Origin of the sequence: Citrobacter sp. Cpo100 (genome assembly GCF_030332595.1) — a bacterium.
GTDB lineage: Bacteria > Pseudomonadota > Gammaproteobacteria > Enterobacterales > Enterobacteriaceae > Citrobacter > Citrobacter portucalensis.
The window spans coordinates 313,844-328,436 of record NZ_JAOWHM010000023.1 but is presented as its reverse complement, the minus strand read 5'-3'; the positions used below and the strand labels follow the sequence as shown (position 1 = coordinate 328,436).

Annotated in this window: 13 protein-coding genes; 4 read left to right on the top strand and 9 right to left on the bottom strand. The window is 52.0% G+C overall.

Going from position 1 to position 14,593, the window contains the following annotated elements:
- Positions 1–15: 15 nt before the first annotated feature.
- The 8 genes from rseP to rpsB all read right to left on the bottom strand — a co-directional run bounded on the left by rseP (position 16) and on the right by rpsB (position 7,857).
- Positions 16–1,368 carry a sigma E protease regulator RseP gene (gene rseP / locus OGX96_RS02650; RefSeq protein WP_003829173.1) on the bottom strand — a complete coding sequence of 451 codons (1,353 nt, stop codon included), beginning with the start codon at positions 1,366–1,368 and terminating at the stop codon, positions 16–18.
- Between the two features lie 11 nt (positions 1,369–1,379).
- Positions 1,380–2,237 (bottom strand): phosphatidate cytidylyltransferase, encoded by an 858-nt coding sequence (cdsA, locus tag OGX96_RS02645; protein ID WP_286582179.1) that lies wholly within the window; start codon positions 2,235–2,237, stop codon positions 1,380–1,382.
- Between the two features lie 12 nt (positions 2,238–2,249).
- Positions 2,250–3,008 carry a (2E,6E)-farnesyl-diphosphate-specific ditrans,polycis-undecaprenyl-diphosphate synthase gene (gene ispU, locus OGX96_RS02640; RefSeq protein WP_008786266.1) on the bottom strand — a complete coding sequence of 253 codons (759 nt, stop codon included), beginning with the start codon at positions 3,006–3,008 and terminating at the stop codon, positions 2,250–2,252.
- Between the two features lie 187 nt (positions 3,009–3,195).
- A complete protein-coding gene (gene ispC, locus OGX96_RS02635; protein WP_003829176.1) occupies positions 3,196–4,392 on the bottom strand; it encodes a 1-deoxy-D-xylulose-5-phosphate reductoisomerase in 1,197 nt (398 codons plus the stop codon).
- 183 nt (positions 4,393–4,575) lie between these two features.
- Positions 4,576–5,133 carry a ribosome recycling factor gene (gene frr, locus OGX96_RS02630; RefSeq protein ID WP_003018547.1) on the bottom strand — a complete coding sequence of 186 codons (558 nt, stop codon included), beginning with the start codon at positions 5,131–5,133 and terminating at the stop codon, positions 4,576–4,578.
- A gap of 139 nt (positions 5,134–5,272) precedes the next feature.
- Entirely contained in the window at positions 5,273–5,998 is a 726-nt protein-coding gene (pyrH, locus tag OGX96_RS02625; protein WP_003018549.1) for a UMP kinase, read from the bottom strand.
- Positions 5,999–6,143: 145 nt separating this feature from the next.
- Positions 6,144–6,995, bottom strand: a complete 852-nt coding sequence (gene tsf / locus OGX96_RS02620; RefSeq protein ID WP_003018551.1) for a translation elongation factor Ts — start codon at positions 6,993–6,995, stop codon at positions 6,144–6,146.
- Between the two features lie 136 nt (positions 6,996–7,131).
- The gene (gene rpsB, locus OGX96_RS02615; protein WP_003018553.1) at positions 7,132–7,857 is read right to left on the bottom strand and encodes a 30S ribosomal protein S2; all 726 of its coding nucleotides are present in this window, start codon (positions 7,855–7,857) and stop codon (positions 7,132–7,134) included.
- 449 nt (positions 7,858–8,306) lie between these two features.
- Between rpsB and map the strand changes: the two genes are divergently transcribed.
- From map to OGX96_RS02595, 4 genes are all read left to right on the top strand, one after another.
- The gene (map, locus tag OGX96_RS02610; RefSeq protein WP_003829182.1) at positions 8,307–9,101 is read left to right on the top strand and encodes a type I methionyl aminopeptidase; all 795 of its coding nucleotides are present in this window, start codon (positions 8,307–8,309) and stop codon (positions 9,099–9,101) included.
- A 113-nt stretch (positions 9,102–9,214) separates the two neighbouring features.
- A complete protein-coding gene (glnD, locus tag OGX96_RS02605; protein WP_003829184.1) occupies positions 9,215–11,887 on the top strand; it encodes a bifunctional uridylyltransferase/uridylyl-removing protein GlnD in 2,673 nt (890 codons plus the stop codon).
- A 31-nt stretch (positions 11,888–11,918) separates the two neighbouring features.
- On the top strand, positions 11,919–12,743 hold the full coding sequence (gene dapD / locus OGX96_RS02600) for a 2,3,4,5-tetrahydropyridine-2,6-dicarboxylate N-succinyltransferase (protein WP_003829186.1): 825 nt from the start codon (positions 11,919–11,921) through the stop codon (positions 12,741–12,743).
- Between the two features lie 109 nt (positions 12,744–12,852).
- A complete protein-coding gene (locus tag OGX96_RS02595; protein WP_005132126.1) occupies positions 12,853–13,239 on the top strand; it encodes a DUF3461 family protein in 387 nt (128 codons plus the stop codon).
- An 87-nt stretch (positions 13,240–13,326) separates the two neighbouring features.
- Here OGX96_RS02595 and cdaR read toward each other — a convergent pair whose 3' ends face one another.
- Entirely contained in the window at positions 13,327–14,484 is a 1,158-nt protein-coding gene (gene cdaR / locus OGX96_RS02590) for a DNA-binding transcriptional regulator CdaR (protein ID WP_003829189.1), read from the bottom strand.
- Between the last annotated feature and the right edge of the window lie 109 nt (positions 14,485–14,593).

Below are 14,593 nucleotides of genomic sequence, written 5' to 3'. Positions count from 1 at the left end.
CTTCCTAACACTCTCTTACAACCGAGAGAAATCATTGAAAAGTGCAAGCCCCATTAACAACACCAGCAAGATAGAGCCAATGCGATAACTAAAGTCTTGAACCCGCTCGGATACCGGACCGCCCTTCAGCTTTTCAATCGCCAGGAACAGCAGATGCCCCCCGTCAAGAACGGGCAACGGAAACAGGTTGATTATCCCTAAGTTCACGCTGATAAGCGCAAGGAACATCAGGTAATAAATAATCCCGAACTCCGCTGACATCCCAGCCCCCTGGGCGATAGAAATCGGCCCACTGAGGTTGTTCAGTTTTACATCACCGGTAATCAATTTTCCCAGCATACTGACCGTCAGCTTCATCAACTGCCACGTTTTATCCGAGGCTTCGAGGATGGCGCTGAATGGCCCATACTGGCGTACAGTCTTATACTCATCAGGCAGAGGAATAACTTTAGGCACCACGCCCGCAAACCCTTCTGCCTTACCGTTAACCTGTTTTGAATCTGGGGTTAACGTTAAAGACAAGGAACTTCCTTGTCTTTCAATATCTAGCGCTAACGGCGTATCCGGATTATCGCGCACCAGCGTCACGAACGTCATCCATTGCGTCAGCGACTGACCATTGACTTTAACGATCCTGTCGCCAGCTTGCAAACCTGCCTTACTTGCAGCGGAGTTAACCTGCACTTCTGACAGTACCGGTTCAATCTGCGGACCACGCGGACGCATGCCCAAACTAGAGACAGGATCCTCTTTGTCTGGCTCAAATGCCCAATGGCGTAAATCCAGCGTTTTGTCCTGTCGCTGGTTACTGCCAAATTGCGCCACGCTGAGGGTCGTATGCTCATCGCCAATTTTGGATACCAGTTGCAATCGCACGGCATCCCAATCAGGGGTTTCGATGCCATCAACCGCTTTTAGTTCCGTACCCGGCTGAATTTGCGCCTGTGCAGCAATCGAGTTGGGTGTTATTTCACCAACAACCGGACGAACGCCAGGGACACCAATGATAAACACCAGCCAATAAGCAAAAATAGCAAAAAGGAAGTTTGCAATCGGACCCGCGGCGATAATGGCAGCACGTTGTCCAACCGTTTTATTGTTGAAGGCGTAATGGCGCAATTCCGGTGCGACCGGTTCAGCGCGCTCATCCAGCATTTTGACGTAACCGCCGAGAGGAATCATGGCGATGACGTATTCCGTACCTGATTTATCGGTACGCCGCCAAAGCGCTTTTCCAAAGCCAATGGAAAAGCGTTCGACGCGGACTCCGCAGCGCCGCGCAACCCAGAAATGACCAAATTCATGCACGGTGATAAGCACACCAAGTGCGATGATGAATGCAGCCAAATTCCAGAGAATACTCAGCATAAGACCATCCGTTAGAGCGTCCTGAACACCAGTAACAACAGGCAGGCAAAGACCGGTACCGCAGCCGTCAGGCTATCAATACGATCCAGAATACCGCCGTGTCCTGGAATTAAGTGACCACTGTCCTTAATACCTGCTTCACGCTTAAACATACTCTCGGTCAGGTCACCCAGCACGGAGGCCAGGGCTGCAACGATGGAGCAAATGAGCAAGGTGACAGGCGCAACTTCAAGATTCGCCCACATGCCATAACCCCATGAGATCACGGCCGCAGTGGCGAGTCCGCCAAAAAAACCCTGCCAGGTTTTACCAGGAGAAACCTTCGGGGCCAGCTTATGTTTGCCAAATAGCTTACCAAACATATACGCACCAGAGTCCGCTCCCCAAACGAGGATCATGACATACAGCAGCCATAGCGCGCCACTATAATGATTCTCATCATAGTGCCATGCACGTAGCGCCAGCATTCCCCAAAAGAACGGGACAATGGTTAACACGCCGAAAATTATGCGTAATGTTTTGGAATTACGCCAGACCGACGCAGACCCTGGGTAAAACAATACCAGTAACAGCGCTACGCCCCACCAGCCCAGCGACGCCCACAGCGATACTTCAAGCAGCGGTTGATGGATATCGCGATGGTATTCTGGCAGCAAAAATAGCATCAGTGCCAGCAATAGCCCGCACAAAACCGCCAGCCAGACTCGCTGCGTACGCGTGGTAAAACCGCTTAACTGTCCCCACTCCCAGGCGGCCAACATACAGACGACCAACGTAACAATGGCGAACCCCACCGGCGGCAGCAAAAACAGCGCCGCGATGACAACGGGTATTAAAACAAAAGCAGAAATCAGGCGATACTTCAGCAAAAGCGACCCCCATCAGGCTTTTTCATCACCGGGTTCGGTGCCGCCGAAACGACGCTCACGATTAGCAAAGGCATGCAGCGCACCTTCAAAGTCTTGTTCATCGAAATCGGGCCAGAGAACATCGGTAAAGTAAAGTTCGGCGTAGGCAATTTGCCACAACAGAAAATTACTAATTCGGTGCTCTCCCCCAGTCCTTATCACTAAATCCACAGGAGCCAGCTCATGCATACAAATTTGCTGCCCAAGCATCTCTTCATCGATTTGCTCAGGATGCAGCACACCGTCCTGCACCTGTTGTGCCAGTTGCCTGACTCCCTGGACAATATCCCACCGTCCACCGTAATTCGCTGCAATATTCAGCGTCAACCCGGTATTCTGGGCGGTAATCGCTTCTGATTTGCGAATCCGTTCTTGCAAACGTGAGTTAAATCGACTGATATCCCCGATAATACGCAGGCGTACGTTATGGCGATGCAGGTTTTTCACTTCGCTATCAAGTGCCCACACAAACAGTTCCATTAACGCGCTCACTTCCTGCGCAGGTCGGTTCCAGTTCTCACTGCTAAAGGCATACAGCGTTAACGCATCAATACCGTTATTGGCAGCAAAAGAGACAGCCCGGCGGACGGATTTTGCTCCAGCCTTATGCCCAAAGGCGCGAATCTTCCCTTGCTTTTTCGCCCAGCGGCCATTGCCATCCATGATAATTGCGACATGGCGACAACCATGTGCTGGCAAATTTTCGCTTAATGGTTTAGTTGCAGACAACATAACGCGTTATTAGTCCCTGAAAGGATTTACGGTACTCAGGAATACTGAAGCCTATCCACAAAAAAGCCGTGTCAAACCACGGCTTACCCGACCGAAAAAAAGCAAATACCCGCGATCGGGTGGCGCAGACTATATCACTGAAGCCCAACGCTAACAAATAGCACGATTCTCCGTAGAGGGATTATCATCAGCTTGAGAGTCGCATCACTTCTTTTCTGGCGACTTCCCGCGCGATGGCATCGACCTTCAACACGTCGTCAACGCTCTGCGGTTCCTGCAAATCCATCTTATCCAGTACAGATAAATTGAGATCGGCAATATCGGTAAATCGGATCTGCTGCGCCAGGAATGCGGCAACGGTAATTTCATTCGCGGCATTGAGTGCGGTCGTCGCCGCCTGACCTTGCTCAAACGCGTCCATCGCCAGTTTCAGGCACGGATAACGCTGGTAATCAGGTGCGGAAAACGTCAACGCACTGAGTTTGCAAAAGTCGACAGGCTTAACACCGGACGTCACACGTTCTGGCCATGCCATCGTATGGGCAATAGGTGTACGCATATCAGGTTCACCCAACTGCGCCAGAACACTACCATCCTGATAACGGACCATCGAATGAATAACCGACTGCGGGTGAATCAGCACTTCCATCTGGCTTGCACTGGCATTAAATAACCAACGCGCTTCAATGTATTCCAGACCTTTGTTCATCATGGTGGCGGAATCGACAGAGATTTTTCGTCCCATCGACCAATTCGGATGACGGCATGCCTGATCGGGAGTCATAGAGACCAGATCGCGCAATGGCGTTTCACGGAATGGGCCACCAGACCCGGTAAGCAGAACTGACATGACGCCGTTTTGCTCAAGGTCAGCGTATCCCAGATTGTGTTGGATAGGTTGCGGTAAACTCTGAAAAATCGCGTTATGCTCGCTATCTACCGGCAAAAGCTGCGCTTTGTGGCGTTTCACGTCGTCCATAAACAGACGACCGCAGGTCACCAGAGATTCTTTATTCGCCAGCAAAATGCTTTTGCTCGCACGAATTGCCGCCAGCGTCGGCAGCAAACCCGCTGCGCCGACAATCGCCGCCATGACCTGATCAACATCATCCAGCGCAGCCATATCACAGGCAGCCTGCTGTCCGCTCATCACCTCGGTACGGCTACCCTGTGCCAAAAGAGCAGCTTTTACCTGTGCCGCACTTTTTTCATCATCCATTACCGCATAGCGAGGCGCAAACTCCAGGCATTGCTCTACCATACGGGCAACATTTTTACCCGCCACCAACGCAGCAACACGAAATTTTTCCGGGTTATGGCGTACTACATCCAGCGTACTGCAACCAATGGAACCGGTTGATCCCAGGATGGTTAATTGCTTCATCGGACATCCAGAAGAATTTTACTCGTCATACTTCAAGTTGCATGTACGTTGGCTTTACTCGGCCTTTGGCGTCACCGCCTTCCTGCAACTTGAATTATTTAGAGTATGTAGACAGAAAAAAGCAAAACGCCGCCATCCAGCCTTCTCAGGCCTTCTAAGCGGCGTTTTTAGCGTACAGGCGAATCAGAACTGCATCAGTTCTGCTTCTTTCTCTGCCAGCGCCGCATCAACTTTTTTGATTGCTGCGTCAGTCAGTTTCTGTACGTCGTCCTGAGAACGGCGATCGTCATCTTCGCTGATCTCTTTTTCTTTCAACAACGCTTTCACTTTGTCGTTTGCATCGCGGCGTACGTTACGTACCGCAACACGCGCGCCTTCAGCTTCACCACGTACGATCTTGGTCAGATCTTTACGACGCTCTTCGGTCAGCGGCGGCAGCGGAACGCGGATGTCAGAGCCCGCAGAGCTTGGATTCAGACCGAGGTCGGAAGCCATGATTGCTTTCTCAACGGCTGGACCCATAGAACGGTCAAATACGTTGATTTTCAGGGTACGGGAATCTTCAACCGTTACGCTTGCCAGCTGGCGCAGCGGAGTCGGCGTGCCGTAATATTCCACGACAATACCATCCAGCAGGCTAGGAGAAGCACGACCCGTGCGAATTTTGCTGATTTGGTTTTTGAACGCTTCGACGCATTTGTCCATGCGTACTTCAGCATCTTTTCTGATATCGTTGATCACGTTACGAATCCTTGAAAGCTTGTTTCAGTCAGACCATACCCGCCACGCAAGATGTGACAAGTATAGTCTTGATTAATTTTGAGGGACGTATCCCGCGACATTAAAGCGGAATATTACCTGCATTTAGCCGCAACGGGAATTATTCCGTGATTAACGTGCCTTCTTTTTCACCCATAACAACACGGCGCAGTGCACCTGGTTTGTTCATGTTAAAGACACGAATCGGTAATTTGTGGTCACGAGCCAGCGTGAACGCGGCAAGATCCATTACTTTCAGCTCTTTATCCAGTACTTCAGTGTAGGTCAACTGTTCGTACATGGTCGCCGTTGGATCTTTAGCCGGGTCGGCAGTAAATACGCCATCGACTTTGGTGGCTTTCAGAACCACATCCGCTTCAATTTCAATACCGCGCAGGCAGGCTGCAGAATCGGTGGTGAAGAACGGATTGCCGGTACCCGCAGACAAAATAACAACGCGGTTGTTACGCAGCAGGCTGATAGCTTCGGCCCAGCTGTAGTTATCACACACGCCGTTCAGAGGAATTGCGGACATCAAGCGAGCGTTCACATAGGCGCGGTGAAGCGCATCGCGCATCGCCAGACCGTTCATTACGGTGGCTAACATGCCCATGTGGTCGCCCACAACGCGGTTCATCCCCGCTTTCGCCAGACCAGCGCCACGGAACAGGTTACCACCACCAATCACTACGCCAACCTGAATACCCAGCTCAACCAGCTCTTTGATTTCCTGAGCCATGCGGTCGAGGATGCTTGCATCAATACCGAAGCCTTCTGAACCTTGCAGAGCTTCGCCACTTAACTTAAGCAGAATACGTTTGTAGACGGGTTTTGCATTGGTAGCCATGTTTCTTTCCTGAGACTGTCAACGAATGAGATGAGTTAATTCCGGCGACATTGTATGTCGCTTTTCAGCATGACCACTATAGCGGTTCGCTGAATTTACAAGCCAGACACAAAAAGAAGCCGCCCTCAGGCGGCTCCTTTAAAAATTAAGACTGCTTGGACATCGCAGCAACTTCTGCTGCAAAGTCAGTCTCAACTTTCTCGATGCCTTCACCCACTTCAAAGCGGATGAAACCAGTTACGTCAGCGTTATGCTCTTTCAGCAGCTGACCAACAGATTTGCTCGGTTCCATGACGAAAGGCTGACCGGTCAGAGAAACTTCGCCGGTGAATTTCTTCATGCGGCCTTCAACCATTTTCTCTGCGATTTCTTTCGGCTTGCCAGACTGCATAGCGATGTCCAGCTGAACCTGGTATTCTTTTTCTACCACTTCAGCGGAAACGTCTTCCGGCTTAACGAATTCTGGTTTGCTTGCAGCAACGTGCATTGCCAGCTGTTTAACCAGTTCTTCGTCAGCGCCAGTTGCAGCAACCAGAACACCGATACGAGCACCGTGCTGGTAGTTACCCAGAACTTCGCCTTCCAGGGAAGCAACGCGACGGATGTTGATGTTCTCACCGATTTTAGCAACCAGAGCAACACGTTCTTCTTCGAACTGTGCTTTCAGAACTTCAACGTCAGTGATTTTGCCAGCAACGGCAGCGTCCAGTACTTTGTCAGCAAATGCCTGGAAACCAGCATCTTTAGCAACGAAGTCAGTCTGGCAGTTAACTTCCAGAATGAAAGCGATGTTGCCGTCGATTTTGGTTTTGATTACGCCGTCAGCAGCAACGTTGCCTGCTTTTTTCGCCGCTTTGATTGCACCGGACTTACGCATGTTTTCGATTGCCAGCTCGATGTCGCCATTAGCTTCAGTCAGTGCTTTTTTGCAATCCATCATGCCTGCGCCAGTACGCTCACGCAGCTCTTTTACCAGGGATGCGGTAATTTCAGCCATTCTAAAATCCTCGGAAGATTTGATCTGCCCGGCATGAAACCGCACAGATTTAAAAGTGAAAAAGGGGGCCATATACAGGCCCCCTAACCAAACGTGATACTACCTGGTCTATAAGGGCTCTAACGAGCGTGCCTTATTATTCAGCTTCTACGAAGCTTTCTTCCGCCTGGGAAGCCAGATCCTGAGAACGGCCTTCACGAACGGTAGTAGCTACAGCGCCCAGGTACAGGGTCACAGCACGGATTGCGTCGTCGTTACCCGGGATAACGAAGTCAACACCGTCCGGATCAGAGTTGGTATCAACGATAGCAAATACTGGGATACCCAGGTTGTTTGCTTCTTTGATAGCAATGTGCTCGTGGTCAGCATCGATTACGAACAGAGCGTCCGGCAGACCGCCCATGTCTTTGATACCGCCCAGGCTGTTTTCCAGTTTCTCAAGCTCACGAGTACGCATCAGCGCTTCTTTCTTGGTCAGCTTTTCGAAAGTACCGTCCTGAGACTGAGTTTCCAGATCTTTCAGACGTTTGATGGACTGACGAACGGTTTTCCAGTTAGTCAGCATACCGCCCAGCCAGCGATGGTTCACGAAGAACTGGTCGCAGCTGTTAGCAGCTTCTTTCACCGCTTCGCTTGCAGCGCGTTTAGTACCAACGAAAAGGATTTTACCTTTACGAGCAGAGATCTTGTTCAGTTCAGCCAGAGCTTCGTTGAACATCGGTACAGTTTTCTCAAGGTTGATGATGTGAACTTTGTTACGCGCACCGAAGATGAACGGCTTCATTTTCGGGTTCCAGTAACGGGTCTGGTGACCGAAGTGAACACCAGCCTTGAGCATGTCGCGCATGGAAACAGTTGCCATGATTAAAACCTCTATATATAAAAGTTGGGGTTAAGCCTCCACGCATCCCATATTACCGACCCCAAAGGGCACCCCGGAATATGTGCCGATACGTGTGTGTTGTTACACAAAGTGAGATTTGTCGCTCCCGTCCATCGTGTGTAGTCTTCGAATGGATCGGAAGTCCGGCGCGCTTTATACCACAAATACGCCACCGACACCAATAATTGTTGGCGGTCTGTGCTGAATGAACGATGAATTTCGTGTTACAGGAAGGCGGCAAATTTTTGAATCCCCGGGAGCTTACAACCAGTAAGTGACTGGGGTGAAAAAATGTAGCCAACGCATCTGTGGCACGAAAGGCGAAGTTCAGAATGATTCTCAATTTGGCAGGGTACACCCCAGACTGATACCATTGGCAGCACTTAAACAATTATTGCCGATATCATCGGCACTGATGGACAGAATTTATGGCTATCTCAATCAAGACCCCTGAAGAAATCGAAAAAATGCGCGTCGCTGGCCGCCTGGCCGCTGATGTACTGGAAATGATCGCGCCGTTTGTTAAACCGGGCGTCAGCACCGGCGAGCTGGATCGCCTCTGTAATGACTATATCGTGAATGAGCAGCAGGCCATTTCCGCCTGCCTGGGCTATCACGGCTATCCGAAATCCGTATGTATCTCTATTAATGAAGTGGTGTGCCACGGGATCCCGGACGACGCCAAACTTCTGAAAGACGGCGATATCGTTAACATCGACGTCACCGTAATTAAAGACGAGTACCACGGCGATACCTCCAAGATGTTTATCGTCGGCAAACCTACTATTCTGGGCGAGCGTCTGTGCCGCGTCACGCAGGAAAGCCTGTACCTGGCGCTGCGGATGGTAAAACCGGGCATTCGCCTGCGCACGCTGGGCGCTGCAATTCAGAAATACGCGGAAGGCGAAGGTTTCTCTGTTGTTCGTGAATACTGCGGTCACGGTATCGGTCGCGGCTTCCATGAAGAGCCACAGGTTCTGCACTACGATGCAGACGACGGTGGTGTGGTACTGCAGCCGGGCATGACGTTCACCATAGAACCGATGCTGAATGCCGGTGATTACCGCATCCGCACCATGAAAGACGGCTGGACGGTGAAAACCAAAGACCGGAGCTTGTCTGCACAGTACGAGCATACTATTGTAGTGACGGAAAACGGCTGTGAAATTCTGACGTTACGCAAGGATGACACCATCCCGGCGATCATCACACACGGCGAATAATGTTTTGCCTGATGGCGATGCATTCGCATCTTATCAGGCCTACAAATTGTACTACTTAGTAGGCCGGATAAGGCGTTCACGCCATCATCCGGCTTTTTAATGGGTGGCGCATAATGAATACTCTTCCTGAACAGCACGCAAATACTGCCCTCCCCACCCTGCCTGGCCAACCGCAAAACCCAGGGACATGGCCACAGCAAGATCTCAACTGCTCCGGCATTAAAGCGCATATCGACACCTTCCAGAACTGGTTAGGCGAAGCGTTTGACAGTGGAATTTCCGCAGAACAGCTCATTGAGGCCCGCACCGAATTTATTGACCAACTGCTACAGCGTTTGTGGATAGAAGCTGGGTTCGGGCAAATAGCCGATCTGGCGCTGGTTGCCGTTGGCGGCTACGGGCGAGGCGAACTGCACCCGCTTTCCGATATTGACCTGCTGATCCTGAGTCGTAAAAAGCTGCCTGATGCGCAGGCCGAGAAAGTCGGTGAGCTGTTAACGCTGCTATGGGACGTGAGGCTGGAGGTTGGGCATAGCGTGCGTACGCTGGAAGAGTGTCTGCTGGAAGGATTATCAGATTTAACCGTCGCCACCAACCTGATTGAAACTCGCCTGCTGATCGGCGATGTGGCGCTGTTTCTGGAGCTGCAAAAGCATATTTTTAGCGAAGGTTTCTGGCCTTCCGATAAGTTTTACGCCGCCAAAGTGGAAGAGCAGAATCAGCGCCACCAGCGCTATCACGGCACCAGCTACAACCTGGAGCCGGACATCAAAAGCAGTCCCGGCGGCCTGCGCGATATCCATACCCTGCAATGGGTGGCCCGCCGCCATTTTGGCGCCACCTCACTGGACGAAATGGTCGGCTTCGGCTTTTTGACACTGGCTGAACGCGCCGAGCTGAATGAATGTTTGCATATCCTGTGGCGGATTCGCTTCGCCCTGCATCTGGTCGTTAGTCGTTACGACAACCGCCTGCTGTTTGACCGCCAGCTCAGCGTGGCGCAAAGGCTAAACTACGGCGGCGAAGGCAACGAGCCTATCGAGCGGATGATGAAAGACTATTTCCGCGTCACCCGACGGGTCAGCGAACTGAATCACATGCTGTTGCAACTGTTCGACGAGGCGATCCTCGCCATGCCCGCCGATGAAAAACCGCGCCCGATTGATGACGACTTTCAACTGCGCGGCACGTTGATCGACCTGCGCAACGACGATCTGTTTATCCGCAAACCAGAAGCGATACTGCGGATGTTTTACATCATGGTGCGTAACAGCGCGATCAGCGGGATTTACTCCACCACGCTGCGCCATCTGCGTCATGCCCGCCGTCATTTAACGCAGCCGCTGTGCTACATCCCGGAAGCTCGATCGCTGTTTCTCAGTATGTTACGCCATCCGGGCGCGGTGAGCCGCGGTCTGCTGCCGATGCATCGCCACAGCGTGTTGTGGGCCTATATGCCGCAATGGTCGCATATTGTCGGCCAAATGCAGTTTGACCTGTTTCATGCCTATACGGTGGATGAACACACCATCCGCGTAATGCTCAAGCTGGAAAGTTTTGCTAACGAAGAGACCCGTCAGCGCCATCCGCTGTGTGTGGATCTATGGCCGCGTCTGCGACAGCCGGAGTTGATTCTGATTGCCGCGCTGTTCCACGATATCGCCAAAGGTCGCGGCGGCGATCACTCGGTACTCGGCGCTCAGGATGTGCTCAAGTTCGCCGAACTGCACGGCCTGAATTCCCGCGAAACGCAGCTGATCGTGTGGCTGGTGCGCCAGCATTTGCTGATGTCGGTGACCGCTCAGCGCCGCGATATTCAGGATCCCGAAGTAATTAAGCAATTCGCCGAAGAGGTACAAACGGAACACCGTCTGCGCTTTTTGGTGTGTCTGACCGTCGCGGATATTTGCGCCACCAACGAAACGCTGTGGAATAGCTGGAAGCAAAGCCTGCTACGCGAGCTGTACTTCGCAACGGAAAAACAACTCCGTCGTGGCATGCAAAATACGCCGGATATGCGTGAGCGTGTACGCCATCATCAGCTTCAGGCGCTGGCGCTACTGCGAATGGACAACATTGATGAAGAAGCGTTGCACCACATCTGGTCACGCTGTCGCGCCAACTACTTCGTGCGTCACAGCCCAAATCAGCTGGCCTGGCATGCGCGCCATCTGCTGCAACACGATCTCAGCAAGCCGCTGATCCTGCTCAGCCCACAGGCCACGCGCGGCGGGACAGAAATTTTCATCTGGAGCCCTGACCGCCCTTACCTGTTTGCCGCCGTCTGCGCTGAACTGGACAGGCGTAATCTTAGCGTCCACGATGCGCAGATTTTCACTACCCGCGATGGGATGGCGATGGATACGTTCATCGTGCTGGAACCGGACGGCAGCCCGTTGTCTTCAGATCGACACGAAGCGATCCGTTTTGGACTGGAACAGGCCATCACGCAGCGCAGTTGGCAGCCACCGCAACCGCGTCGCCAGCCGGCAAAATTACGCCACTTTACCGTCGATACTGAGGTCACCTTTTTACCGACCCATACCGACCGAAAATCATTCCTGGAGCTTATCGCTCTCGACCAGCCCGGCCTGCTGGCGCGGGTCGGGCAGATTTTTGCCGATCTGGGAATTTCGCTGCATGGCGCCCGAATTACAACCATTGGCGAGCGAGTAGAAGATTTATTCATAATCGCCACCGCCGACCGGCGCGCCCTTAATAATGAGCTGCAGCAGGAAGTGCATCAACGGTTGACAGAGGCCCTCAATCCAAACGATAAAGGGTGATGTTTTTATTTATTATGGAAAGAGTTTAACAATGCAGCAGTTACAGAACGTTATTGAGTCCGCTTTCGAGCGCCGTGCCGACATTACTCCGGCAAATGTAGATACCGTAACCCGCGAAGCGGTCAATCAGGTTATTTCTTTACTGGATTCCGGTGCACTGCGCGTCGCAGAGAAGATTGAGGGTCAGTGGGTCACACATCAGTGGCTGAAAAAGGCGGTCCTGCTCTCTTTCCGTATTAACGATAATCAGGTCATCGAAGGTGCGGAAAGCCGTTACTTCGATAAAGTACCGATGAAATTCGCCAACTACGACGAAGCGCGCTTCCAGAAGGAAGGTTTCCGCGTGGTTCCGCCTGCGGCCGTGCGTCAGGGTGCGTTTATCGCCCGTAACACCGTGCTGATGCCATCTTACGTAAACATCGGCGCTTATGTTGATGAAGGTACGATGGTTGATACCTGGGCAACAGTCGGTTCCTGTGCGCAAATCGGTAAAAACGTACACCTGTCCGGCGGCGTTGGCATCGGCGGCGTACTGGAGCCGTTGCAGGCTAACCCGACCATCATCGAAGACAACTGCTTCATCGGCGCGCGCTCTGAAGTGGTTGAAGGCGTGATCGTCGAAGAAGGTTCTGTTATCTCCATGGGCGTGTACATCGGTCAGAGCACCCGTATTTACGATCGCGAAACTGGCGAAGTGCATTATGGTCGCGTTCCGGCTGGCTCCGTGGTCGTCTCCGGCAACCTGCCGTCGAAAGATGGCAAATACAGCCTGTACTGCGCGGTGATTGTGAAGAAAGTCGATGCCAAAACGCGTGGCAAAGTGGGAATCAACGAACTGTTGCGCACTATCGACTAACAGCGATTTGAAAAAGCGGGCTTAGCCCGCTTTTTTTACATCTGCGAGTGGCATAAACAAGGCTTTTCGTTAATTATTCAATGGTTATAGTGAGCTTAAGGGTACCGCTATGTATGACAATCTGAAAAGTCTGGGCATTACTAATCCTGAAGAGATCGATCGTTACAGCCTGCGGCAAGAAGCCAACAACGATATCCTGAAAATCTATTTCCAAAAGGATAAAGGCGAGTTTTTTGCTAAGAGCGTGAAGTTCAAATATCCCCGTCAGCGCAAAACGGTGGTAGCTGACGGCATCGGCCAGGGTTACAAAGAAGTGCAGGAGATCAGTCCCAACCTGCGCTATGTGATCGATGAACTGGATCAGATCTGCCAGCGCGATCGCAGCGAAGTCGATCTTAAACGCAAGATCCTTGATGATTTACGCCATCTCGAAAGCGTCGTGACCAACAAGATCAGCGAAATTGAAGCCGATCTGGAAAAACTGACGCGTAAATAACCGCACGTGAATGTATTCGTAGGCCGGGTAAGGCGAAGCCGCCACCCGGCATTTTGCCTGATAAGCGTAGTGCCATCAGGCAATTAATCAATGCTGTTCATCCAGTTGTAACGCCACATACAGCAGCAGTCGGTCGTCAAAATTCCCCAGATCCAGCCCGGTCAGTTCTGAAATACGATTCAGGCGATATTCCAGCGTATTGCGGTGAATAAACAGTGCCTTTGAGGTGGCCAGCGGCTGGACGTTATGACGAAACCATGCCGCCAATGTCCGACGCAGCAACCCATTGTTATCCATCGCTTTCAGCCTCACCAACGGACGCGCCAGCTCATTGGCCTGCCAGCCACCGCGCAGGCTGTCCAGCAGTACTGGCAGCATCAAATCCTGATAGAAATAGCTACGGCTTTCCGGCATCCGCTGCTTGCCGACCATCATGGTAGTGCGCGCCGTACGATACGAACGGGCAATGCTACCGGGCCCGGTAAAATAGTTGCCCAACGATACGCGAAAACGCAGCTGTCCGTTCTCTTTCATACGGGCAATAAGCTGCTCAACGCGCTTACGATGATCTTCAGCGTCCCAGCGGCCAAACTGATTGAGCGCCGGTTTCAGCACCACCATCTCGGTCAGGGAAACAATCGCAATCAGATTATTACGTTCGGGTGTGGTCAACGCATTCTGCAATTGCTGTAACTCCGCCATCGCACTGTCAACGCCAAGCTGGCCACTATCGACCTCCAACACCGCCACCACGCGTGGCTGGTTCAAATCAATGCCTAAACGCTGGGCCCATTCCATCAGCGCTGGCGTATTCTCTTCCGCCTGAATCAGGTTCATCACCAGCTCTTCACGCAGACGGCTATCCTGCGCTAACAGATGCATCAAGCGCGACTGTTCCAGCATCATTTCGGCGGTCATACATACTAACTCGCCGTATTTGCGCAGATGCTCCGGCTCGCCGGTAAGGCCGATAACGCCAACGATTTCGCCTTCCAGACGTAGAGGCAGGTTTATCCCCTGTCGTACACCGTGCAAGTGACGTGCCACCGCATCGTCGATATCGACCACCCGACCCTGCGAAAGCACCAGCAGCGCGCCTTCGTGCAATTCACCAATACGTTCGCGATCGCCGCTGCCGATTATCCGCCCACGGGCATCCATTACGTTGATATTGGTATCAATGATGCGCATGGTACGCGCCACGATATCCTGCGCCATTTTGGTATCAAGATGCCAACCAGCCATAAACCCCTCCTGTGAGCAGAGCTCAAGCATAGGGAAGATAATAAGCGGCGACATTGTGCAAATGCACAAAGCGAAAGGGAGAAGTATGGAGTTGTGGGAAGTATCACAA

Coding starts and splice junctions, on each gene's coding strand:
- rseP (WP_003829173.1), bottom strand. CDS start 1,368: ATGCTGAGTATTCTCTGGAATTTGGCTGCATTCATCATCGCACTTGGT.
- ispU (WP_008786266.1), bottom strand. CDS start 3,008: ATGTTGTCTGCAACTAAACCATTAAGCGAAAATTTGCCAGCACATGGT.
- ispC (WP_003829176.1), bottom strand. CDS start 4,392: ATGAAGCAATTAACCATCCTGGGATCAACCGGTTCCATTGGTTGCAGT.
- pyrH (WP_003018549.1), bottom strand. CDS start 5,998: ATGGCTACCAATGCAAAACCCGTCTACAAACGTATTCTGCTTAAGTTA.
- tsf (WP_003018551.1), bottom strand. CDS start 6,995: ATGGCTGAAATTACCGCATCCCTGGTAAAAGAGCTGCGTGAGCGTACT.
- rpsB (WP_003018553.1), bottom strand. CDS start 7,857: ATGGCAACTGTTTCCATGCGCGACATGCTCAAGGCTGGTGTTCACTTC.
- map (WP_003829182.1), top strand. CDS start 8,307: ATGGCTATCTCAATCAAGACCCCTGAAGAAATCGAAAAAATGCGCGTC.
- glnD (WP_003829184.1), top strand. CDS start 9,215: ATGAATACTCTTCCTGAACAGCACGCAAATACTGCCCTCCCCACCCTG.
- dapD (WP_003829186.1), top strand. CDS start 11,919: ATGCAGCAGTTACAGAACGTTATTGAGTCCGCTTTCGAGCGCCGTGCC.
- OGX96_RS02595 (WP_005132126.1), top strand. CDS start 12,853: ATGTATGACAATCTGAAAAGTCTGGGCATTACTAATCCTGAAGAGATC.
- cdaR (WP_003829189.1), bottom strand. CDS start 14,484: ATGGCTGGTTGGCATCTTGATACCAAAATGGCGCAGGATATCGTGGCG.